At 74.2% G+C, this 20,212-nt stretch carries 20 protein-coding genes and 1 riboswitch; of the genes, 8 read left to right on the forward strand and 12 right to left on the reverse strand.

What is annotated here, in order from left to right; all coding sequences use genetic code 11:
* Positions 1–37 precede the first annotated feature (37 nt).
* On the reverse strand, positions 38–1,762 hold the full coding sequence (locus AB0F03_RS30365) for a LuxR C-terminal-related transcriptional regulator (protein WP_361997614.1): 1,725 nt from the start codon (positions 1,760–1,762) through the stop codon (positions 38–40).
* Positions 1,763–1,856: 94 nt separating this feature from the next.
* On the opposite strand from AB0F03_RS30365, the gene AB0F03_RS30370 reads away from it, so the two are divergent.
* Entirely contained in the window at positions 1,857–2,942 is a 1,086-nt protein-coding gene (locus AB0F03_RS30370; protein ID WP_361997616.1) for a M12 family metallopeptidase, read from the forward strand.
* Positions 2,943–3,216: 274 nt separating this feature from the next.
* Here AB0F03_RS30370 and AB0F03_RS30375 read toward each other — a convergent pair whose 3' ends face one another.
* From AB0F03_RS30375 to AB0F03_RS30425, 11 genes are all read right to left on the reverse strand, one after another.
* Positions 3,217–4,326, reverse strand: coding sequence for an LLM class flavin-dependent oxidoreductase (locus tag AB0F03_RS30375; RefSeq protein WP_361997618.1), 1,110 nt, complete (start codon positions 4,324–4,326; stop codon positions 3,217–3,219).
* Entirely contained in the window at positions 4,323–5,702 is a 1,380-nt protein-coding gene (locus AB0F03_RS30380; protein ID WP_361997620.1) for an NtaA/DmoA family FMN-dependent monooxygenase, read from the reverse strand. The genes AB0F03_RS30375 and AB0F03_RS30380 overlap by 4 nt, the downstream gene beginning before the upstream one ends.
* Positions 5,703–5,720: 18 nt before the next feature.
* Positions 5,721–6,929 (reverse strand): LLM class flavin-dependent oxidoreductase, encoded by a 1,209-nt coding sequence (locus AB0F03_RS30385; protein ID WP_361997622.1) that lies wholly within the window; start codon positions 6,927–6,929, stop codon positions 5,721–5,723.
* 106 nt (positions 6,930–7,035) lie between these two features.
* The gene (locus tag AB0F03_RS30390; RefSeq protein WP_361997623.1) at positions 7,036–7,158 is read right to left on the reverse strand and encodes a putative leader peptide; all 123 of its coding nucleotides are present in this window, start codon (positions 7,156–7,158) and stop codon (positions 7,036–7,038) included.
* Positions 7,159–7,163: 5 nt separating this feature from the next.
* Positions 7,164–7,976: a GNAT family N-acetyltransferase gene (locus tag AB0F03_RS30395; protein WP_361997625.1), complete on the reverse strand. Its 813-nt coding sequence runs from the start codon at positions 7,974–7,976 to the stop codon at positions 7,164–7,166.
* 44 nt (positions 7,977–8,020) lie between these two features.
* Positions 8,021–9,040 (reverse strand): ABC transporter substrate-binding protein, encoded by a 1,020-nt coding sequence (locus AB0F03_RS30400; RefSeq protein WP_361997627.1) that lies wholly within the window; start codon positions 9,038–9,040, stop codon positions 8,021–8,023.
* A gap of 96 nt (positions 9,041–9,136) precedes the next feature.
* Positions 9,137–9,928, reverse strand: coding sequence for an amino acid ABC transporter ATP-binding protein (locus AB0F03_RS30405; protein ID WP_361997629.1), 792 nt, complete (start codon positions 9,926–9,928; stop codon positions 9,137–9,139).
* Complete coding sequence (locus tag AB0F03_RS30410) at positions 9,925–10,908, reverse strand: amino acid ABC transporter permease (protein ID WP_361997631.1); 984 nt, start codon at positions 10,906–10,908, stop codon at positions 9,925–9,927. Before AB0F03_RS30410 ends, AB0F03_RS30405 begins: the two co-directional genes overlap by 4 nt.
* Before the next feature lie 170 nt (positions 10,909–11,078).
* Positions 11,079–11,228, reverse strand: a complete 150-nt coding sequence (locus AB0F03_RS30415) for a hypothetical protein (RefSeq protein ID WP_163010620.1) — start codon at positions 11,226–11,228, stop codon at positions 11,079–11,081.
* Between the two features lie 31 nt (positions 11,229–11,259).
* Positions 11,260–11,371, reverse strand: a riboswitch (SAM riboswitch).
* A gap of 77 nt (positions 11,372–11,448) precedes the next feature.
* Positions 11,449–12,336 carry a glutathione S-transferase C-terminal domain-containing protein gene (locus AB0F03_RS30420; protein WP_361997634.1) on the reverse strand — a complete coding sequence of 296 codons (888 nt, stop codon included), beginning with the start codon at positions 12,334–12,336 and terminating at the stop codon, positions 11,449–11,451.
* 119 nt (positions 12,337–12,455) lie between these two features.
* Positions 12,456–12,578, reverse strand: a complete 123-nt coding sequence (locus AB0F03_RS30425; RefSeq protein ID WP_361997636.1) for a putative leader peptide — start codon at positions 12,576–12,578, stop codon at positions 12,456–12,458.
* A gap of 185 nt (positions 12,579–12,763) precedes the next feature.
* On the opposite strand from AB0F03_RS30425, the gene AB0F03_RS30430 reads away from it, so the two are divergent.
* From AB0F03_RS30430 to AB0F03_RS30460, 7 genes are all read left to right on the forward strand, one after another.
* A complete protein-coding gene (locus tag AB0F03_RS30430; RefSeq protein WP_361997638.1) occupies positions 12,764–13,933 on the forward strand; it encodes an FAD-binding oxidoreductase in 1,170 nt (389 codons plus the stop codon).
* Complete coding sequence (locus tag AB0F03_RS30435) at positions 13,930–14,277, forward strand: (2Fe-2S)-binding protein (protein ID WP_361997699.1); 348 nt, start codon at positions 13,930–13,932, stop codon at positions 14,275–14,277. The genes AB0F03_RS30430 and AB0F03_RS30435 overlap by 4 nt, the downstream gene beginning before the upstream one ends.
* Complete coding sequence (locus tag AB0F03_RS30440; protein WP_361997640.1) at positions 14,270–15,685, forward strand: NAD(P)/FAD-dependent oxidoreductase; 1,416 nt, start codon at positions 14,270–14,272, stop codon at positions 15,683–15,685. Before AB0F03_RS30435 ends, AB0F03_RS30440 begins: the two co-directional genes overlap by 8 nt.
* 68 nt (positions 15,686–15,753) lie before the next feature.
* Complete coding sequence (locus AB0F03_RS30445) at positions 15,754–16,650, forward strand: dihydrodipicolinate synthase family protein (protein WP_361997642.1); 897 nt, start codon at positions 15,754–15,756, stop codon at positions 16,648–16,650.
* A gap of 13 nt (positions 16,651–16,663) precedes the next feature.
* Positions 16,664–17,665 (forward strand): proline racemase family protein, encoded by a 1,002-nt coding sequence (locus tag AB0F03_RS30450; protein WP_361997644.1) that lies wholly within the window; start codon positions 16,664–16,666, stop codon positions 17,663–17,665.
* 21 nt (positions 17,666–17,686) lie between these two features.
* Positions 17,687–18,370, forward strand: a complete 684-nt coding sequence (locus tag AB0F03_RS30455; RefSeq protein WP_361997701.1) for a GntR family transcriptional regulator — start codon at positions 17,687–17,689, stop codon at positions 18,368–18,370.
* Positions 18,371–18,789: 419 nt separating this feature from the next.
* Positions 18,790–20,208 (forward strand): amino acid permease, encoded by a 1,419-nt coding sequence (locus AB0F03_RS30460; RefSeq protein ID WP_361997646.1) that lies wholly within the window; start codon positions 18,790–18,792, stop codon positions 20,206–20,208.
* Positions 20,209–20,212 lie beyond the last annotated feature (4 nt).

A 20,212-nucleotide genomic window follows, 5' to 3' on the forward strand; every position in this document is an offset into this window, starting at 1 on the left:
TGAAGGGTGGCGTGCGGGGCGGTGCGCGGGCGCGCCTCTACGCCGTCTCCCGCTCGGGCACGTCCACCAGCCAGGGCAGGGTGCCGCGGCCCGCCGTGCCCAGCCGGGTGTAGGCGCCGTACAGATGGTTGCCCACCGTCCGTACGGACAGGGTCAGCTTCTCGGCGATCTCCCGGTTGCTGAGCCCGGCCGCCGCCAGTGCGACGATCTGCCTTTGCCGTGCGGTGAGTTCGCCGAGGAGGAGCCCGGTCAGGGCCGGTGTGCGGGCTCCCTCGCAGCGGCGGGCCAGGGCGACGGCCCGGGTGCGGGACAGCCGTGCGGCACGCGGGTCGCGGTGGGCCCGTGCGGCCTGGGCGTGGGCCTCCGCCGCGTACAGCAGGAAACCCCGCCCCGCGAGCGCCTGCGCGGCCCGGTCCAGCGCGGTCCCGTCGCCGCGGGCCAGCGCCTCTGCGTGCCGGGCGAACACACTGCCGGCCGGCAGCCGTCCGACGGCCTCCCGGGGAGCACCGAGGCGTACGGCGCCGTAGAGCGCGTGGACGTCGTCGGGGTCGGCCGTCTCGCCCGGCTCCCCTTCCGCCAGGGCCAGTTCGGTCCGGCACCCGGTGTCCCCGGGTGCCTCCCGCAGCCCCTCCCTGGCCCAGGCCGCCGCCTCGCGCAGCTCGCCCCGCAGCCGCGCGAACCGGGCGCGGACCGCGGCGTACCCGGCGGGCAGCGGACCGCCCTCCGCCACCAGCCACTCCCCCACCGGCGCCGGTACCGTCCGTACGTCGAACCGCTCCAACCGGCTGAGGAGGAGCCGCTGTTCGGCGGCCAGCGCCGGTCCGTACGCGAAGGGCCCGCGGCCCAGCCGGCGGGCCCGCAGCCGGCCGGCCGTGGCACGCAGCACGGGGCCGTGCAGGGGGTGGGCGAGGGTGACGGCACCCTGGTCGTCGACGTCCACGAGGCCGTCCGCCTCCAGACGTTCGAGGGCGTCCAGGTCCAGCCCGTCCACCGGCAGCGGCCGGGGTTCGGCGAACGCCAGTCGTTCCAGGGCGTCACGCTCGGCCGGGCCGGACCGCTCCAGGGCGGGGGCGAGCCGCTCCCGGACGGCCGGGGTGACCGGTGGCGCGCCCCGCCAGGCCCGCTCGCCGGTGCCCGGGACGGGCGTCAGCCGTCCGGACGCGTCGAGCCCGGTCACCAGGTCGCGCAGCAGCCGCAGGTCGCCCCGGCACGCCTGGTGCAGCCGGCGCACGGTCAGCGCTTCCAGCGCGGCGCCGGCGAGCAGTCGGGCGGTGTCCTCGCGGGACAGCGGGGCCAGGGCCAGCCGGGGCAGCAGCTCCCCGGTCCACAGCCGGGACACCGCGCCCGGCGCGGGCACCTCGTCGGCGGCGGCCACGAGCAGGCGGGTGCGCCCGTGCACGGCGAGCTGGTGGACCAGCGCGGCGGAGGCCTCGTCCAGCAGCTGGGCGTCGTCCACGACGAGCAGCCGTACCCCGGACAGGGCGCGGACCGCGTGGTGCAGCGAGAGGGTGCCGGGGAGCAGCGGGGCGAAGGCGCCGAAGGGCAGGCCGCGGGCCTCGGGGGTACCGGTCACCCGGGTGTGGTCCGTGCCCCGCACCGCCTCCGTGATCAGCCGGGTCTTGCCGCGGCCGGCCGGCCCGGTCACCACGATGCCGGGCCGGCCGGCGGCCGACGCCCCGCGCACCAGCTCCAGTTCGTCCGTCCGGCCCGTGAACGGCCAGAGCGGTGCGGGCGTGCTCGCGTCCTGTTCGTCAGTTCTCACGTCATCCTGAGCGCGCGTACTCAGGTTTGATACAGGGTGACTTGAGTAGCCCCCGACTCAGGCGTGCCGCCGGGCGGTGCGGCAGGCTGACCGCATGACCCGACGCCTCTGCTCGCTTCCGCGGCAGCCGGCCCCGTCCTTCGCACCGGGGCTGACCGCCGGGCGGCTGGGCGCGCTGCTCGCCGGGCGGCGAATGTGGGTCAACGGCACGGTCCTGCACTACAGCTTCCTGGACACCCGCTCCGACGCCTCGGTGATCCCGGTCCCCGGGACCGGTGAGCTGCGCCGGGTGCCGTGGGCGGGCGGCGCGGAGCAGCGGGACGTGGTCCGCGGATGTTTCCGTGAGTGGCAGGACCTCGGCATCGGCGTCACGTTCACCGAGGTCGGCGACCGTCACGAGGCGGAGCTGCGGATCGGGTTCCAGGCAGGTGCCGGTTCCTGGTCGGCGGTCGGCCGGGAGGCGCTGTCGGCCGGGCGCGGCGAGCGCACCGTCAACCTCGGCTGGGACGTGACCGCGCCCGGGGAGCGCGGCACGGTCCTGCACCAGATCGGGCACGCGCTCGGCATGGTGCACGAGCACCAGAGCCCGTTCGCCGGGCTCCACTGGGACGACGAGGCCGTGTACGCCGAGCTGGCGGGCCCGCCGAACTTCTGGAGCCGGGAGACCACGTACACGAACGTGCTGCGCCGGCTGGACGCCTGCGCGGCGGACGGCTCGGTGTGGGACCCGCAGTCCGTGATGACGCTGCCGATCGGGCCGGGGCTGGTGCTGGAGCCGGAGCAGTACCGCGGGGGGCTGCGCCCGCCCTGCTCGCCGTCCCCGGCCGACAAGGAGTTCGTGCTGCGCTGGTACCCGCCCACCGGGCTGTCCGAGCCGGCCGCGCTGGTGCCGTTCCGGTCGGCGCCGCTCGGACTCGGACCGGGCGGGCAGGCCGACTTCACCGTCGCGCCGCCGGAGACCCGCGAGTACAGCGTGGGGACCTTCGGCGACGCCGACACCGTGCTGGTGGTCTTCGAGGAGCGTGACGGGGAACCGCGCTTCCTCGCGGGGCACGACGACGGCGGCACGCCGGACAACGCCGCCGTCCGGGTCCGGCTCGTCAGGGGCCGCCGCTACACCGTCCGGGTCCGCCTGTACTCCACCTGGGGTTCGGGAGAGACGGCCGTCATGTGCTGGTGACGGCATTTGGACGGCACACGGCCACAGTCCGGCGCCGGGGGAACGGCCGCGGACGTCACCCACGGGGGAGGTGACGTCCGCGGCCACGCCACCGCCCTCGACGCGAACGCCGTGCGTCGGGGCGTGTGGGCACGGCCGAGGTCCGGGCGGCCGGGGCGCGGCGCGTCGACCGGACCGGACAGCTCGACGGTGGCCGGCGCGGTGCGGTGACCGGACGCGACGGGCACCAGGTCGAGGACGCCGAGGGGTACGGCGGCGGACATGGGGTGACTGCTCAGCGGTCGGCCGGCACGGGATCGGGCCGGGAGTCGTCCGCCCGTCCGGGCGCGGGCAGCACCGGTGCCCATGGGAACGGCGGGTCCGGGATGTCCCGGCGCAGCACCGGTGCCACCTCCGACTGGAACAGCTCCAGCGAGTCCCGGTGCCGGCCGCCGGGCAGTCCCCCGGCGTCCGCCTGCACGTGGAGCACGCTGTGCCCGAACTGTTCGTGGTAGCGGTGGACCTTGTCGATGACCTGTTCGGGGCTGCCGATCAGGGCGGAGCTGCGCGCCACGAAGTCCTCCAGCGTGCCGAACGGCACGGGCAGGCCCGCGTCACGGTGGAAGGCCAGGTTGCTCTCGAACACCGGGCGGTAGAGGTCCAGCGCCTCCTGGGAGGTGCGGGTCACGCACAGTCCCGCCGAGCCGGCGCCGACCGCGATGTCCGCCGGGTCGCGGCCGTAGTGCTCCCAGCGTTCCCGGTAGTGGCGGACCAGTTCGGCGTACGGCTCGATCGGGTGGGTGACGTTCGCCGAGAACAGCGGGTCGCCGTACCGGGCGGCGAGGTCCACGGACTCCTTGCTGGTGGCGCTGCCGTGCCAGACGCGGACGGGCTGCTGGTACGGCCGCGGCCACACCTCGGCGTCCTTCAGCGGCGGCCGGAAGCGGGTGTCGGCGGTCACCCGGTCCTGCCGCCAGATCCGCCGGAACACCTCGTGGCTCTCGGCGTTGCGCTCCCACTGGTCCTCGGGGGTGACCTGGAACAACTCCCGCTGGGCGGTGCCGTTGCCCTTGCCGATGATGAGGTCGAGCCGGCCGCCGGACAGGTGGTCCAGCGTCGCGTAGTCCTCGTAGGCCCGGACCGGGTCGAGCAGGCTGAGCGTGGTGACGGCGGTGAAGAGCCGGATGCGCCGGGTGAGCGCGGCGACATGGCTCAGCACGACCGTCGGCGCGGAGGAGAGGAACGGCCGCTCGTGCCGCTCCCCCACGCCGAACCCGTCGAAGCCCAGCTCCTCCGCCAGCACCGCGCTGTCGAGGACCTCGCGGAACCGGTCGTACGTCGGTTTCCGCACGCCCGTGACCGGGTCCGGCCGGTGCACGATCAGGGTGATCGCGAGGAACCTCACGACGCGGCCCGCTCGGCCGGGACACCGGCGGCGTCGGGGTGGGCGAGTCCCAGGTGGTCGCGCAGGGTCGTGCCCTCGTAGTCGGTGCGGAACACGCCCTGTTCCTGGAGCAGCGGGACCACCTTGTCGGCGAACGGGTCGAGTCCGCCGGGTGTGATGTGCGGGACGAGGATGAACCCGTCGGAGGCGTCCGCCTGCACGAAGTCGTTGATGGTCCGGGCGACGGTGGCCGGGGTGCCGACGAAGGTCTGCCGGTTGCCGGTGTTGATCACCAGGTCGCGGATGGACCACTTGTTGGCCTCGGCGAGCTGCCGCCACTCGCGCGCGATGGCGATCGGGTCGCGGTACATCCGCACCTGGGCGCGGCCCCGGGAGATGTGCTCCTCGTCGACCACCGGGTCGACGTCGGGCAGCGGGCCCTCCGGGTCGTACGCCGACAGGTCACGGTTCCAGACGAACTCCAGGTGCTTGACGGCGGTGGCGCCGCTGACCTGCTGCCGGCGGACCTCACGCGCGAGCTCGGCGGCCTCCTGGTCGGTGTCGCCGAGGACGAAGGTCGCGGCGGGCAGGATGAGCAGCTGGTCGGGGCGGCGGCCGTACGCGGCGAGGCGGGACTTGACGTCGGTGTAGAAGGCCTGGCCCTCCTTGAGCGTGGCGTAGCGGCTGAAGATCGCGTCGGCGGTGGAGGCGGCGAACTCGCGGCCCTCGTCGGAGTCGCCCGCCTGGAAGATGACGGGGCGGCCCTGCGGGGAGCGCGGCACGTTGAACCGGCCGTGGATGTCGAAGTGCTGTCCCTGGTGGACGAAGGCGCCGGCCGCGGCGTCCTTCAGGAAGGCGCCGGTGGCCTGGTCGGCGAGGATCTCGTCGCCGTGCCAGGAGTCGAAGAGTTCCTGGGTGGTGGCGAGGAACTCCTTGGCGCGGGAGTAGCGCTCCTCCTGCGGCAGGAAGCCGCCGCGGCGGAAGTTCTCGCCGGTGAAGGCGTCCCAGGAGGTGACGACGTTCCACGCGGAGCGGCCGTCGGAGAGGTGGTCGAGGCTCGCGAACTGGCGGGCCACCTCGTAGGGCTCGTTGAAGGTGGAGTTGATGGTGCCGGTCAGGCCGAGCCGGTCGGTGACGGCGGCGAGCGCGGCGAGCACGGTGAAGGTGTCGGGGCGGCCGACCACGTCCAGGTCGTAGATCTTGCCGCCCTGTTCGCGCAGCCTGAGCCCCTCGGCGAGGAACAGGAAGTCGAACTTGGCGCGTTCGGCGGTCTTCGCGAAGTGCACGAACGACTCGAACTCGATGTGGCTGCCGGCGGCCGGGTCGCTCCACACGGTGGTGTTGTTGACCCCGGGGAAGTGGGCGGCCAGGTGGATCTGCTTCAGCGGCTTGCTCATGGGGGCGGTCCTCCTGGCTCAGGCGGTGGCTGCGGCGTAGCGGCTGGCGGGGCGGGCGAGGCCGAGGTGGCCGCGCAGGGTGCCCGCTCCGTAGGCGTCCCGGAAGCGGTGGCGGCGCTGGAGTTCGGGCACCAGCTCGCGGCTGATGCGCGGCAGGTCGTGGCCGGCGACCGCGGGGCGCAGCCGGAACCCGGTCAGCCCGCCGGCCGCCAGTTCCTCCAGCAGGTCGGCCAGTTGGGCGGCCGTACCGGTGAAGACGCGGGCGTCGCTGGTGTACGGCTCACCGGCGAGGGCGTCGAGGCGGCCGAGGCGGGCCTCGGCCTCGGCCTCGCTGTCGTCGAGGAGGACGACGAGGTCACCGAAGACGTGCAGGGTGTCGCCGGCGCGGCCCGCCGCCTCCTGCTCGGCGCGGATCTCCGCCACGATCGCGCGGGCGTGTTCCGTGTCGCGCGGGGTGACGTAGCCGATGTCGGCCTGGCGGGCGACGAGCCGGTAGGGGACGGTCTGGTGGGCGAGTGCGGTGACCAGCGGCTGACCCTGCGGCGGGCGGGGTGTGATGGAGGGGCCCTTGACGCTGAAGAAGCGGCCCTCGAAGTCGATGTAGTGCAGCTTGTCCCGGTCGATGAAGCGGCCGGTGGCCGCGTCCCGGATCTCGGCGTCGTCCTCCCAGCTGTCCCAGAGCCGGCGCACGACCTCCACGTGGTCGGCAGCCTCGTCGAACAGGCCGCTGACCAGTTCCTGCGCGCCCGGGCTGTCGAAGCCGGTGATCCGGGGGACCGTACGGCGGCCGAAGTGGGCGGCCTCGTTCGGGCGGGCCGTGATCTGCACGCGCAGGCCGGCACGTCCGGCGCTGACGTAGTCCAGGGTGGCGATGGCCTTGGAGATGTGGAACGGCTCGGTGTGCGTGGCCACCACGGTCGGGACCAGGCCTATGTGCCGGGTGAGCGGGGCGATGCGGGAGGCCACGAGGACGGCGTCGAGGCGGCCGCGGACCCGGTCGGTGCGCTCGTCGGGTGCCAGGAGCTGGTCGGACTGCGGACCGAGGCCGTCCTCCAGGGTGACGAAGTCGAGCAGGCCGCGTTCGGCCTCGGCGACCAGATCGGCCCAGTAGCCGGCGCTGAACAGGTCGCGGGGGCGGGCGACCGGCTCGCGCCAGGACGCGGGGTGCCAGCCGGTGCCGTCCAGGGCGACGGCGAGATGCAGGTGTGCGGAGGGAGTCGAGGACACGTCGGTGCCTTCCTTGATGTCCGTACGAGAGGTCCGGCTCGCGGGCCGGGTGCGGCGAGGGGCGAGCGCGGCAGGAGGAGAACCGGGCCGGGGGCCGCGGACAGGGTCAGCGGCGACAGAGCGCGGCGGACACGCGCTGGAGGTCGATGTGCGGCCGGGAGTGCAGACGGACGGAGCGGTAGGGGTGCGGGAGGCACAGCGGGCGCTGCCGCGGTCGTACGGGCGTCACGGCCGTCACCTCCCTCGGTCGGGCGAGGCGGGCCCGATCGGCGTCCGCCCGGCGGATCTCGTCACGACGGTCAACGCCCGGCCGGGGGCGGTTGTTCCCGGGGTGCGCAGGTGCGCGATGCGGGAGCGGCGGCGCAGGGTGAAGCCGATCGACTCGTACAGCCGGATCGCGGGCGTGTTGCCGGCGGCGGCGTGCAGGAACGGGGTGTCCCCGCGGTCCCGGATGACCGCGGCGACCGCCCGCACCAGCCGGGTCGCCAGTCCCCGGCCGCGGTGTGCGGGGTCGGTGCACACGGCGCTGATCTCCGTCCAGCCGGGCAGCCGCAGCCGCTCCCCGGCCATGGCGACCAGCCTGCCGTGGTGCCGGATGCCGAGATAGGAGCCCAGCTCGACGGTCCGGGTCAGGAAGGGGCCCGGCCGGGTGCGGGCGACCAGATCGAGGATCTCGGGCAGGTCGGCGGGGCCCAACGGAAGTGCCTCCGGGGCCGGTTCGGCGCGCAGCGCGGTGTCGACGAGCTGGACGCCCTCCCCCTCGCCGAGCAGTTCCCAGCCGTCCGGCACCCGGTCGACGGGCTTGACCCGTACCGTGGCCGAGGGTCCGGCCAGGGTGTGCAGGTCGGCCCAGGCGGCCGGGTCCGCCGGGTCGGCGAGGGCGGCGAAGGCGTACAGGTCCGCCCGGTAGCGGGCCGCGCGCCCGTACCGTTCGGCGAGGTGCGCGTGGGGGCCGTCGAGCGCGGCCCAGACGGCGTTGTCCAGCGGACTGCCGCCGGGCGGGGCGGTCGGGGCGCCGCCCGCGCGCACGTCGTTCGGGTGTGCCACGGAAGGCGGGGTCCTCTCTTCTTCCGGCGGGTACGGGGTCGGGGTCAGGAGTTGGTCAGCGGCAGCCCGGGCGGGTTGACCTCGGACTTGGCGACGGCCTCGTTGGAGAGGTTGTAGGCGGCCAGCCACTTGGCGTACTGCCCGTGCTCGATGAGGTGGTTGACGGCGTCCGCGAGCGGCTTGGCGAGCCCGCTGTCCTTCTTGGCGGTGGCGGCGATCAGGCCCTGGAGCGTCTCGCCGGCGCCGGAGAAGGTGCCCGCGTTGCGGGTCGGGCTGGGCGTGTTCGCGGTCTGCCTGGCCCGGTAGGCCACGGAGGGGTTGGGACCGAGGAAGGCGTCGATCTTGCCGCTGCTGAGCGCCAGGTTGATGGCGTTCTGGTCCGGGAAGTACTTGACGGTGAGCTTCTTGCCCTCCTTGGCCAGCCGCGTCTTCCACTCCAGGAGGATCTTCTCCTGGTTGGTGCCCGCGCCCACGGAGACCGTCCTGCCCGCGAGGTTCTCGTAGTCGCCGTCGAAGTTCCAGGTGCTCTTCTTCAGCACCTCGAAGGCGAGGTTGTCCTTGCGGTAGGAGGCGAACTCGTACTTCTTCTTGCGTTCCTCGGTGTCGGTGACGTTGGAGAAGGCCACGTCGACCTTGCCGCTGTCGACGCCGACGAAGAGGTTCTCCCAGGTGAAGTTCCTGATCTCGGGCTCGAGTCCGAGCACCGCGGCGACCAGGCGGCCGAAGTCGGGCTCGGAGCCGGTGAGGGTCTTCTGGTCGGTGCCGGTGAAGTCGAGCGGCGCGGACCCGGCCGGCAGACCGCCGATGCCGATGACGAGCTTGCCGCTCCTGCGGACGGACGCGGGCAGTTCGGCGCGGATGGCCTTCACCTCGGAGACCTTCAGCGTGGTCTCCTTGGCGGCCCCGTTGGACAGCCGTCCGACGGTGACGGTTCCCGCGGCATCGGTGGTGGTGGCGGCCTCGCTGTCGCCCCCGCAGGCGGTGAGCCCGGTGGCGAGGGTGGCGGCGGCGGTCGCCGCGGTGATGCCCCGGATCAGGCTGCGTCGGGAGAGGTGGGTAGGCATGGCGTGGCTGTCCTTGTCTCGCTTGTCTCGCTGATGACAGTGGTGGGAGTGGTGCCGTGGGGGGAGGTCGTGGGTGCGCCGCCGGAGGACGGGGGGTCAGAGCACCTTGGCGAGGAAGTCCCGGGTCCGTTCGTGGCGGGGCCGGTCCAGCACCTCGCCGGGCGGGCCCTGTTCGACGATCCGGCCGCCGTCGATGAAGACGACCCGGTCGGCGACCTCGCGGGCGAAGCCGATCTCGTGGGTGACGATGACCAGGGTGGTGCCGCTGGTCGCCAAATCCTTGATGACGGCCAGTACCTCGCCGACGAGTTCGGGGTCGAGCGCCGAGGTCGGCTCGTCGAAGAGGATCACCCCGGGCCGCAGGGCGAGGGCGCGGGCGATGGCTACGCGCTGCTGCTGGCCGCCGGACAACTGCCGGGGGTAGGCGCCGGTCTTCTCGCCGAGGCCCACGCGGGTGAGCAGCTCGCGGGCGAGTTCCCGGGCCGCCGGCCTGGTCAGTTTCCCGGTGGCGACGGGAGCGGCGGCGACGTTGTCGAGGACGGTCAGGTGCGGGAACAGGTTGAAGTTCTGGAAGACGAAGCCGATGCGGCTGCGCTGGGCGAGGATGGCACGCTCGCTGAGTTCCTTCAGCCGTTCGCCGTGCCGCTTCACGCCGATCAGTTCGCCGCCCACGCTGACGTGGCCGATCTCGGGCTTCTCCAGGTGGTTGACGACCCTGAGCAGGGTCGACTTGCCGGAGCCGGACGGGCCGAGGATGACCGTGACCTCGCCGGGCCGGATGGTCAGGTCGATGCCGTCCAGGACGCGGTGGGCGCCGTACCACTTGTGGACGTCGTGCAGTTCGAGCGCGGCGGGGACGGCCTTGTCGAGGGTGTCGGCGGTGGTCATACGGCGGCCTCCCCGCGCAGCCGGGCCCGCAGGCCGGCCAGCGCGGCCCGGGCCCGCTGTGCCGGTGTCGGCGGCAGGGTGCGGGTGGCGCCCCGGGCGTAGTACCGCTCGACGTAGAACTGGACGACGGACACGGCGCTGGTCAGGATCAGGTACCAGACGGTGGCGACCAGCAGCAGCGGCACGACGTCGCCGGGGTAGGTGCTGCCCAGCGACTGCACCGAGCCGAACAGGTCGAGCAGGGACACGTAGAACACCAGGGACGTGCTCTTGACGAGGCCGATCAGCTGGTTGACGTAGTTCGGGGTGATGGAGCGCAGGGCCTGCGGGAAGACGATCCGGCGGAACTGGTAGCCCTTGGGCAGGCCGAGCGCGGCGGCGGCCTCGTGCTGGCCCTGGTCGACGGAGAGGAGGCCGCCGCGGACCACCTCGGCCGCGTACGCCGCCTCGTTGAGGCTGAGGCCGACGACGGCGATCGTCATGTCGGTGGCCAGCCTGGACTCGTCGAAGCTGACGAAGGCCGGGCCGAACGGCACGCCCAGGCTCAACGTCTTGTACAGGGCACTGAAGTTGTACAGGAAGATCAGCACGACGATGAGCGGCACGGACCGGAACAGCCAGGTGTACGTCCAGCTGACCGCGCGCAGCACCGGGCTGCCGGAGAGCCGGGCGAGCGCCAGCAGGACGCCGCCGAGGAGGCCCAGCAGGGCGCTGAGCGCGGCGACTTCGAGGGTGACGAGGAGTCCGTCGAGAACGGCCGGGCGCAGGAACCAGTAGCGGAACCGGTCCCACTGGTAGAAGGGGTTGGTGGCCAGCCCGTGCAGGATCTGCGTGACGAGCACGAGGACGACGGCGGTGACGATCCACCGGCCGGGCCGGCGCAGCGGCTGGACCCGCTGTGCGGTCAGCGGTCTTGACGGGGCGTCGGTGGGTGGTGGCGCCTCGGCGAGGGAGAGGGCGGCGCCTGGGGGTTCACTCATGGCGGACTCCGGCGGGATCGGACACCCCGGGACGGCGGCGAGCGGGTGCGGGCCCCGACGGCACTGGGCGCGGGGCGGCGCACGGGAACGCGCGGAACCGGGAGCTGGGTGGACAACGGCACACCACGAGGACGGTGTGCGGCGGGAACGCGGGGGGCTGGGAGGAGGCGTCAGCCCCGGCAGCGGGCGAGGCCCGGCGCGGTACACAGTGCGCTGTTCACGCGGAGCAGGTCGACGGCACGGTCGGCGACGAGGAGGCCGGCGTACGACGGTACGCAGCCCTGGGGGCGGCTGTCGGCCGTCCTGGGAGCTGCGTACATGGCGTCACCTGTCACTGTTCCGGCCCGTGGGGCCTCGCGCTTACCGAAAAACGTCATCCGGTCCGGTCGTCACCTGGGGCACCCCACCGCGGTGCGAGGGTTGCCGGTCAGCGAGCCAGGGCTTGGCGCTGACGCTCATGACCGTTCTGAGCCGTAAGTAAGGCAGTCGTCCGTTCGAATGTCAACGGCTGTCCGCGCACTGGACGCCAACAGCCCACGCTCACCTGCGAGAAGCGTCCGGGGCCTCCGCGGCGTGACCCGCCCAGTCCAGGATCTGGACGGCGGCTCCGGCGGCCTCCAGGCCCTGGCAGCGGCCGTGGTGGCGGCGGGCGATGCCGTCGAGGTCGAGATGGCGGCCGAAGGCGGGACGGGCGGTCAGGCGGCGGGCGTAGGCCCACAGCGCGCGGTGGCCGGCGATGCGGTGCACGGCGCCGGCGTCGAGGTGGCAGCGGTGGACGGTGTCCAGCTGTAGGAGGGACACCCACAGCTCGATGTCGGCGGCGGTCAGCCGGCCGTCGACCAGGTACTCCTCCCCGCTCAGCCGCCGTTCCAGCCGGTCCAGGGTGTCGAGCAGCACCTCCAGGGCGGCGGCCCGCTCGGCCGGGGCGGCATCGGCCCGGCCGGCGCGCTGCGCGGCTTCCTCGACGCCCTCGGCACACATCCGCTCCACGGCCTCGATCACGGACTCCAGGCCGCGGGGGTGGAGTTCGGCGTGGCCGGTGTGCCGGAAGCGGTCCAGGTCGCGCAGGATGTCCGGGGCGTGGGTGCTGACGATGCGCCCGGACCAGTCGTCGCTGAGCACGGGTGCGAGCGCCGGGCCGGTGTGGTGGTGGGCGCTCGCCTCGTACAGCGGGCGCAGCGCCGTGTGGCCGCCGCCGGGCTGGTCCGGGACGGCGGGCAGGAGGGTGACCGGACAGCTGGTGTCCAGTTCGAGCAGGCTGTGTCCGACGGCGAGGCGCAGTCCGCCGGGACAGGCGGTCGACAGGTGGAGCCGGTAGCGGTGCGGCACGGCGTAGTGGCCGCTGCGGGCGTCCCGGCCGATCCGGCCCCGGAACAGAGGGGTGGCGCGGTGGACGGTCGGCGTGGCGGTGAGCGGAGTGATGGACATGCGTCTCCCCGGGTGATGGGCGTGCGGACGAGTGCGCGGGCACGGATGCGGCCGGGCGGTGGGCGTACGGCCGGGTGGCGGGTGTACCGCCGGGCGGTGGGCGCGGTGGGGCCCCCGGCTCAGCGGTGGAGGCTGATCGCGCTACAGACCCGCAGCAGGTCGATGTGACGGCGGGAGGTGAGCAGGAGTGCGCGCGACGGCGTCCGGCCCGTTCGGCCGGTGACCGCTTCGAGGCGCGCCATGATTTCCTACCTGTTCACTAGGATTCCCTCCCTGGAGTGTCGATCCGCCGTCCCGCGGCGTCAAGGGGGCGTCCACGCCCGGAACTGCGGGCGGGTGGGCGGGGGCCGGCGAGGGCTGCGCCAAGGACGCATGAGGTCTCTCGCGAGGTCTCCTCAGTCGCTGCGGTATGTGACATAGTACTGCCGTGACGAAGCGACCGACCTGTGATGTCGTGGTCGTCGGAGCCGGGATGGTGGGTGCGGCCTGTGCGCTGTACGCCGCACGGGCCGGCCTCGACGTACGGCTGGTGGACCGGGGCGCGGTGGCCGGCGGCACCACCGGCGCGGGCGAGGGCAACGTGCTCGTCTCCGACAAGGAGCCCGGCCCCGAACTGCGACTCGCCCTGCTGTCGGCCGTGTTGTGGGCGGACCTGGCGCAGGAGCTGGGCACGGCGATCGAGTACGAGCCCAAGGGCGGCCTGGTGGTCGCCCGGACGCCCCAAGCCCTGTCCGCCCTGCGCGAGTTCGCCGCGGGCCAGCGGGCCGCCTCGGTCACGGCCGTACCGGTCGACGCGGACGGACTGCGCTCCCTCGAACCCCGGCTGGCGCCCGGCATGGCGGGCGGGGTCCACTATCCGCAGGACGCCCAGGTGATGCCCGCGCTGGCCGCCGCGCACCTGGTCCGCGCCTCCGGCGCCCGGCTGCACACGGGCCGGACCGTGACCGGGGTGCTGCGCACGGCGGACGGCGCGGTGTACGGCGTGCGCACCGACCGGGGCGACATCCACGCCCCGGCGGTGGTGAACGCGGCCGGCACCTGGGGCGGTGACCTCGCGGCGCTCGCCGGTGTCCGGCTGCCGGTGCTCCCCCGGCGCGGCTTCGTGCTGGTCACCGAGCCGCTGCCGCGCGTGATCCGGCACAAGGTGTACGCCGCGGACTACGTGGCCGACGTGGCGAGCGACTCGGCCGGCCTGCGCACCTCACCGGTCGTGGAGGCGACCGCCGCGGGTCCGGTACTGATCGGCGCGAGCCGGGAACGGGTCGGTTTCGACCGTTCGCTGTCCCTGCCCGCGCTGCGGGCGCTCGCGGCCGGGGCCGTCGGACTGTTCCCGTTCCTGGCGCGGGTCCGCGCGCTGCGGACGTACGCGGGCTTCCGGCCCTACCTGCCCGACCACCTGCCGGCGATCGGCCCCGACCCGCGGGTGCCCGGCCTGTTCCACGCCTGCGGGCACGAGGGCGCCGGCATCGGGCTCGCCCCTGCCACCGGACGGCTGGTCGCCCAGACCCTCACCGGGGAGGCGCCGGAGCTGGACCTCATGCCGTTCCGGCCGGAACGGTTCGACACCGACGGAGGCGAGAACCCGTGCGTCCACTGAGACGGCAGCCCACGCACCCACCGGAGCCGGCCCCGGCCCGGCCGGACGGGGCCTTCACCGTCACCTTCGACGGCCGGCCCCTGCCGGCGCTGTCCGGGCAGACGGTCGCGGCGGCCCTGTGGGCGGCCGGCGTGACCGCGTGGCGCGACACCCGCGGCGCGGGCCGGCCCCGGGGGGTGTTCTGCGGGATCGGCGTGTGCTTCGACTGCCTGGTGACCGTCGACGACCGCCCGAACCAGCGGGCCTGTCTGGTCCCGGTGCGCCCGGGCGACGCCATCCGCACCCAGCCGGGGACGGGATGGGCCGACAGCCGGCCGCGGGACGCGGGGCCGGGCCATGAGTGAACGACCGACTCTCGCCGTGGTCGGCGCGGGCCCGGCGGGGCTCGCCGCGGCCCTGGCCGCCGCCGCCCGCGGCGCACGGGTGACCCTCGTGGACGCGGGCGGCCGGGCCGGCGGACAGTTCTACCGGCAGCCCGCCCCGGCCCTCGCCGCCCGCCCGGCACGCGCCCCGCACCCTCAGGGGCGCACCTGGGAAAGGCTGCGGGACGGTCTCGCCCGGCACCGCGCGGCCGGCCGGATCATTCACCTGACGGATCATCATGTCTGGTGCGTGGCACGGGAGGCGGCTACCGGAACGTTCGCCGTGCACAGCCTGCTCGGCCCCGCACAGGAGGAGGGCGGCACCGCCCGCGCCGACGCCGTACTCCTCGCCACCGGCGGCTACGAGCGGGTCCTTCCCTTCCCCGGCTGGACCCTGCCCGGGGTGGTCACGGCGGGCGGCGCGCAGGCCATGCTCAAGGGCGCCCTGGTGCTGCCCGGCCGCACGGCCGTGATCGCGGGCACCGGGCCGCTGCTGCTGCCGGTGGCCACCGGGCTCGCCGCGGCCGGCGCCCGGGTCACGGCGCTGGTGGAGTCCGCCGGCCCCGGCGCGCTGCTGCGCACGGCACCCGCCCTGGCCGCGCAGCCCGGCAAACTCGCCGAGGGCGCCGGGTACGCGGTACGGCTGCTGCGGCACGGTGTGCGCACACTGACCCGGCACACCGTGGTGGAGGCGCACGGCACCGACCGTCTGGAGGCCGTGACGGTGGCCGCACTCGACCGCGACGGGCGCCCCCGGCCCGGCAGCGCGCGGCGCATCCCCTGCGACACCCTCGCCGTCGGGCACGGGATGCTGCCGCACACCGACCTCGCCGAGACCCTCGGCTGCGCTCTTTCCGGCACGGGGGTCAGGGTCGACGACGAGCAGCGCACCGACGTACCCGGCGTCTGGGCGGCCGGGGAGACGACCGGTGTGGGCGGGGCGGCCCTCGCGCTCGCCGAGGGCCACATCGCGGGCCGCTCGGCCGCCGCCCGCCTGTGCGGCACCGCCCCCGACCCGCGCCGCTGGGCCGCCGCCGCCCGGGCCAGGACCCGGCTGCGGGCGTTCGCCACGGCCCTCGACGCGGTGTACGCCCCGCCGGCGGGCTGGGTGGAGGCGGTCACGGACGACACGGTGGTGTGCCGTTGCGAGGAGGTCACCGCCGGGGAGGTCCGGGAGGCCGTCGGCACGCTGGGCGCCGGTGACCTGCGCACCGTGAAGCTGCTCACCCGGGCCGGGATGGGCTGGTGCCAGGGCCGGATGTGCGCGCCCGGGGTGGCGGGGCTGACCGGCTGCCCGCCGACCGCCGGACGCCGGCCGTTCGCGCGGCCGGTACCGCTCGGCGTGCTGGCCGCGCTGCCCGGAACCGAAGCCGGACCCGGCACGGACTGAGCCGGCGCCACAGCTGTACACAAGTCCCATTAGTGCTATGTCACACCCTATCGAAGGGGAGAACCTCCATGTCCGAGGCACCGAAGCGTCCCTGGCGCGGCATCCTCGTCGCCACCGCCCTCCCGCTCACCGCCGGCCTCCGCGTCGACCACGACCGCTATGCCGAGCACTGCGCCTGGCTCGTCGCCAACGGCTGCGACGGCGTCGTACCGAACGGCTCGCTCGGCGAGTACCAGGTGCTCACCCCCGACGAACGCCGGCGGGTGGTGGAGACCGCCGTGGCCGCGGTCGGCGGTGAGCGGGTGATGCCCGGTGTCGCCGCGTACGGCTCCGCCGAGGCCCGCCGCTGGGCCGAGCAGGCGGGCGAGGCCGGCTGCGGGTCGGTGATGCTGCTGCCGCCCAACGCCTACCGCGCCGACGAGCGGTCCGTCCTCGCCCACTACCGGGAGGTGGCGCGGGCGGGCCTGCCGGTGGTGGCGTACAACAACCCGGTGGACACCAAGGTCGACCTGGTGCCCGAACTCCTCGCCCGGCTGCACGGCGAGGGGCTCGTGCAAGCCGTCAAGGAGTTCTCCGGAGACGTCCGCCGCGCCTACCGCATCGCCGAACTCGCTCCCGATCTCGACCTGTTGGCCGGTGCCGACGACGTCCTGCTGGAACTGGCGGTGGCCGGTGCCAAGGGCTGGGTGGCCGGCTACCCCAACGCGCTGCCGCGGGCCTCGGCGGAGCTGTACCGTGCCGCGGTGGCCGGTGACCTCGCCACCGCGCTCCCCCTGTACCGGCAGCTGCACCCGCTGCTGCGCTGGGACTCCAGAACGGAGTTCGTCCAGGCGATCAAGGTGTCGATGGACGTCGTCGGACGCTACGGCGGCCCGGTGCGCCCGCCGCGCGTCCCGCTGTTGCCCGAGCAGGAGGCCGCGGTCCGCGCGGCCACCGAGAAGACCGTCGCCGCGGGCCTCGCGTAAGGAGGGCGGGGCCATGCGCAGCAAGCTCGTCCTGCACGCCGTCGACTCGCACACCGAGGGCATGCCGACCCGCGTGATCACCAGCGGGATCGGTACCGTCCCCGGTGCGACGATGAACGAACGCCGGCTGTACTTCCGCGAACACCGCGACCACCTCAAGCAGTTGCTGATGAACGAGCCGCGCGGCCACTCCGCGATGAGCGGCGCCGTCCTCCAGCCGCCGAGCCGGCCGGACTGCGACTGGGGCGTCATATACATCGAGGTCTCCGGCTATCTGCCGATGTGCGGGCACGGCACGATCGGGGTGGCGACCGTGCTGGTCGAGACGGGCATGGTGGAGGTGGTGGAGCCGGTGACCACCATCCGGCTCGACACCCCGGCGGGGGTGGTGGTCGCCGAGGTGGCGGTGGCGGACGGCGCCGCACAACACGTGACCCTGCGGAACGTCCCGTCGTTCGCCGCCGGCCTGAACCGCGAGATCACCCTGCCCGACGGTCGCGCGGTCACCTACGACCTCGCCTACGGCGGCAACTTCTACGCGATCCTCCCGCTCGACGCGTTCGGCCTGCCTTTCGACCGCGCCCGCAAGGACGACATCCTGGCGGCGGGCCTGTCGCTCATGCGGGCGATCAACGCCGAGGCGGAGCCGGTGCATCCCGAGGACCCGTCCATCCGCGGGTGCCACCACGTCCACGTCCTGGCGCCCGGCGCCACGGCCCGGCACTCCCGGCACGCGATGGTCATCCACCCGGGCTGGTTCGACCGCTCCCCGTGCGGCACGGGTACGAGCGCGCGCATGGCGCAGTTGCACGCGCGCGGCGAACTGTCCCTGCACACCGAGTTCGTGAACGAGTCGTTCATCGGCACCCGCTTCACGGGACGGCTGCTGGGCACGACGGAGGTCGCCGGGATCCCGGCCGTGCTGCCCAGCTTCACCGGCCGCGCGTGGATCACCGGTACCGCCCAGTACCTGCTGGACCCGGCCGACCCGTTCCCGGAGGGGTTCGTCCTCTAGACTCACCGGGTGATGCGTGACATGGCACAGGACCGGCAGGGCGCCGAGCCGCCCGCACTTCCCCGGCTGGGCGGCCGGAGCAGCTTCCGCGAGCGGGTCGCCGACGCGCTGCGCGCCGCGCTGATCGCCGGTGAGCTGCGTCCCGGCGAGGTGTACTCGGCGCCGTCGCTCGCCACCCGCTTCGGTGTCTCGGCGACGCCGGTGCGGGAGGCGATGCTGGACCTGGCCAAGGAGGGACTGGTCGACACCGTGCCCAACAAGGGCTTCCGGGTCACCGCCGTCTCCGACAGACAGCTGGACGAGTACACGCACATCCGCTCCCTCGTCGAGATCCCCACCGTGGTGGAGCTGGCCCGCACGGCCGACCGCGTCTCGCTGGAGGCGCTGCGCCCGGCGGCCCGGGAGATCGTCACCGCCGCGGTGGCGGGCGACCTGATCGGCTACGTCGAGGCCGACACCCGCTTCCACCTCGGCCTGCTCGCCCTGGCGGGCAACGCCCACCTGGTCGAGGTCGTCGCCGACCTGCGCAAACGCTCCCGTCTGTACGGGCTGACCGCGCTGGTGGAGGCGGGCCGGCTGCTCGCCTCCGCCCAGGAACACCTGGAACTGCTGGACGCCCTGCTGGAGCGCGACGAGAAGGCCGTACACGCGATCATGACCCGGCACCTGGGGCACGTCCGCAGCCTCTGGGCAGCGACGGACTGACCCCCACCCCGCCCCACCGCGGCCACCCGGCCCCCGGCGAGGTCACCCGGCCCCCGCCGAGGTCACCCGCACCGCACCCGCCGAGCCCGCACCGAACGCCACCACCGCACACCCCACCGGACCGCCACCTCCGCCACCGGACACCCCGCCGCCATCCCCGCCGAACCCCACCGCCCTGTCCCGCTCAGTTCCGCCGCACCCCCACCGCCGTGCCCCGGTCAGCCCCGCCGGGCCCCCGCCGCGTCCCTCCTGCCACCGCACATCTGGCGGCCGGCAGGCCACAGCGCAGTGTTTTTTGCGTCGCCGGGACGGGCGCACGGGAGAACAAACGGCGATTTTGCGCCGGAATGCCGCATCACCGACCATGGGCCCGTCCCGGCGATCCCGGGAACGTCAGTTCCATGAGAGGCGCACCACCCATGCACAGCACCGGGACCGCCACACCGTCGGCTCCGGCCCCCGCGGAGACCCTCACGGCCCCAGCCGAGGACCCGCACGGAGAGTCCGGCAGGCACGCCCGCCGGTTCGGCCTGCCCGTCGCCACCGCGCTGGTGATGGGCAACATCATCGGCGGCGGCATCTTCCTGCTCCCCGCCTCCATCGCCCCGTACGGCACGGTCAGCCTGGTCGCCTTCGTGGTGCTGACCGTCGGCGCCGTCGCCCTCGCCCTGGTCTTCGGCCGGCTCGCCGCCCGCGACCCCCGCACCGGCGGGCCGTACGTCTACGCCCGCGAGGCGTTCGGCGACTTCGCGGGCTTCCTCGCCGCCTGGTCGTACTGGATCACCACCTGGGTGTCGAACGCCGCGCTCGCCGTGGCCGCCGTCGGGTATCTCGACGTGCTGATCCCGGTCGAGGGGCACCGCTGGACCGCATGTCTGGCCGCCCTGACCCTCCAGTGGCTGCCCGCCCTCGCCAACTTCGCCGGCACCCGCTACGTGGGCGCCGTCCAGCTCGTGTCCACGGTGCTGAAGTTCGTGCCGCTGCTGCTCGTCGCGGTCGGCGGACTGTTCTTCTTCGACCCTTCGAGGCTCGGCCCGTTCAACGCCGGCGGGCACAGCGCGGTCGGCGCGGTCTCGGCCTCCGCCGCCCTGCTGCTGTTCTCCTACCTCGGCGTGGAGTCCGCCGCCGTCAGCGCGGGCGAGGTCAAGGACGCCCGCCGCAACGTGGGGCGCGCCACCGTCATCGGCACCGCGGGCGCCGCGCTGGTATATCTGCTGGGCACGCTGTCCGTGTTCGGTACGGTCCCGCACGGCCGCCTGGTGACCTCCACCGCGCCGTTCTCGGACGCCGTGAACACGATGTTCGGCGGCAGCTGGGGCGGCACGGCCGTGGCCCTCGCCGCACTGGTGTCGATGACCGGCTGCCTCAACGGCTGGACGCTGCTGAGCGCGCAGACGCCGTACGCCGCGGCACGCGACGGCCTGTTCCCGGCCGCCTTCACGCGCCGGCGGCGGGGCGTGCCCACGGTCGGGGTCGGCGTGACCGTCGTCCTGGCCTCGCTGCTCACCGTCTACAACTACCTGTCGGGCTCGGGCCGGGTCTTCGAGGTCCTGGTGCTGGTCACCACGTTCACCGCGACCGTGCCGTATCTGCTGGCCGCGTCCGCGCAGATCTTCCACCTCGTCTCGGGCCGTCCCGAGGCGGTCGACCGGGGGCGGCTGGTCCGGGACTCCGTGGTCACCGCCGTGGCCGCCGCGTTCTCGGTGTGGCTGATGGCGGGTGCCGGCTACGCGGCGGTCTACCAGGGCGCGTTGTTCCTGTTCGCCGGGATCATCGTCTACGCGGTGATGGCGGCGCGCCGGCAGCGCGGGCGGACGCCGGTGACCGAGGCGCCGTAACGCC

Origin of the sequence: Streptomyces sp. NPDC028722 (genome assembly GCF_040637655.1) — a bacterium.
In the GTDB taxonomy this organism is placed as follows: Bacteria; Actinomycetota; Actinomycetes; order Streptomycetales; family Streptomycetaceae; genus Streptomyces.

Excerpts from the sequence above, each read along its gene's own strand:
- AB0F03_RS30405 (WP_361997629.1), bottom strand. The coding sequence starts at position 9,928 with ATGACCACCGCCGACACCCTCGACAAGGCCGTCCCCGCCGCGCTCGAA.
- AB0F03_RS30460 (WP_361997646.1), top strand. The coding sequence starts at position 18,790 with ATGCACAGCACCGGGACCGCCACACCGTCGGCTCCGGCCCCCGCGGAG.
- AB0F03_RS30415 (WP_163010620.1), bottom strand. The coding sequence starts at position 11,228 with ATGTACGCAGCTCCCAGGACGGCCGACAGCCGCCCCCAGGGCTGCGTA.
- AB0F03_RS30445 (WP_361997642.1), top strand. The coding sequence starts at position 15,754 with ATGTCCGAGGCACCGAAGCGTCCCTGGCGCGGCATCCTCGTCGCCACC.
- AB0F03_RS30380 (WP_361997620.1), bottom strand. The coding sequence starts at position 5,702 with ATGAGCAAGCCGCTGAAGCAGATCCACCTGGCCGCCCACTTCCCCGGG.
- AB0F03_RS30400 (WP_361997627.1), bottom strand. The coding sequence starts at position 9,040 with ATGCCTACCCACCTCTCCCGACGCAGCCTGATCCGGGGCATCACCGCG.
- AB0F03_RS30370 (WP_361997616.1), top strand. The coding sequence starts at position 1,857 with ATGACCCGACGCCTCTGCTCGCTTCCGCGGCAGCCGGCCCCGTCCTTC.
- AB0F03_RS30410 (WP_361997631.1), bottom strand. The coding sequence starts at position 10,908 with ATGAGTGAACCCCCAGGCGCCGCCCTCTCCCTCGCCGAGGCGCCACCA.
- AB0F03_RS30420 (WP_361997634.1), bottom strand. The coding sequence starts at position 12,336 with ATGTCCATCACTCCGCTCACCGCCACGCCGACCGTCCACCGCGCCACC.
- AB0F03_RS30440 (WP_361997640.1), top strand. The coding sequence starts at position 14,270 with ATGAGTGAACGACCGACTCTCGCCGTGGTCGGCGCGGGCCCGGCGGGG.
- AB0F03_RS30455 (WP_361997701.1), top strand. The coding sequence starts at position 17,687 with ATGGCACAGGACCGGCAGGGCGCCGAGCCGCCCGCACTTCCCCGGCTG.
- AB0F03_RS30425 (WP_361997636.1), bottom strand. The coding sequence starts at position 12,578 with ATGGCGCGCCTCGAAGCGGTCACCGGCCGAACGGGCCGGACGCCGTCG.
- AB0F03_RS30450 (WP_361997644.1), top strand. The coding sequence starts at position 16,664 with ATGCGCAGCAAGCTCGTCCTGCACGCCGTCGACTCGCACACCGAGGGC.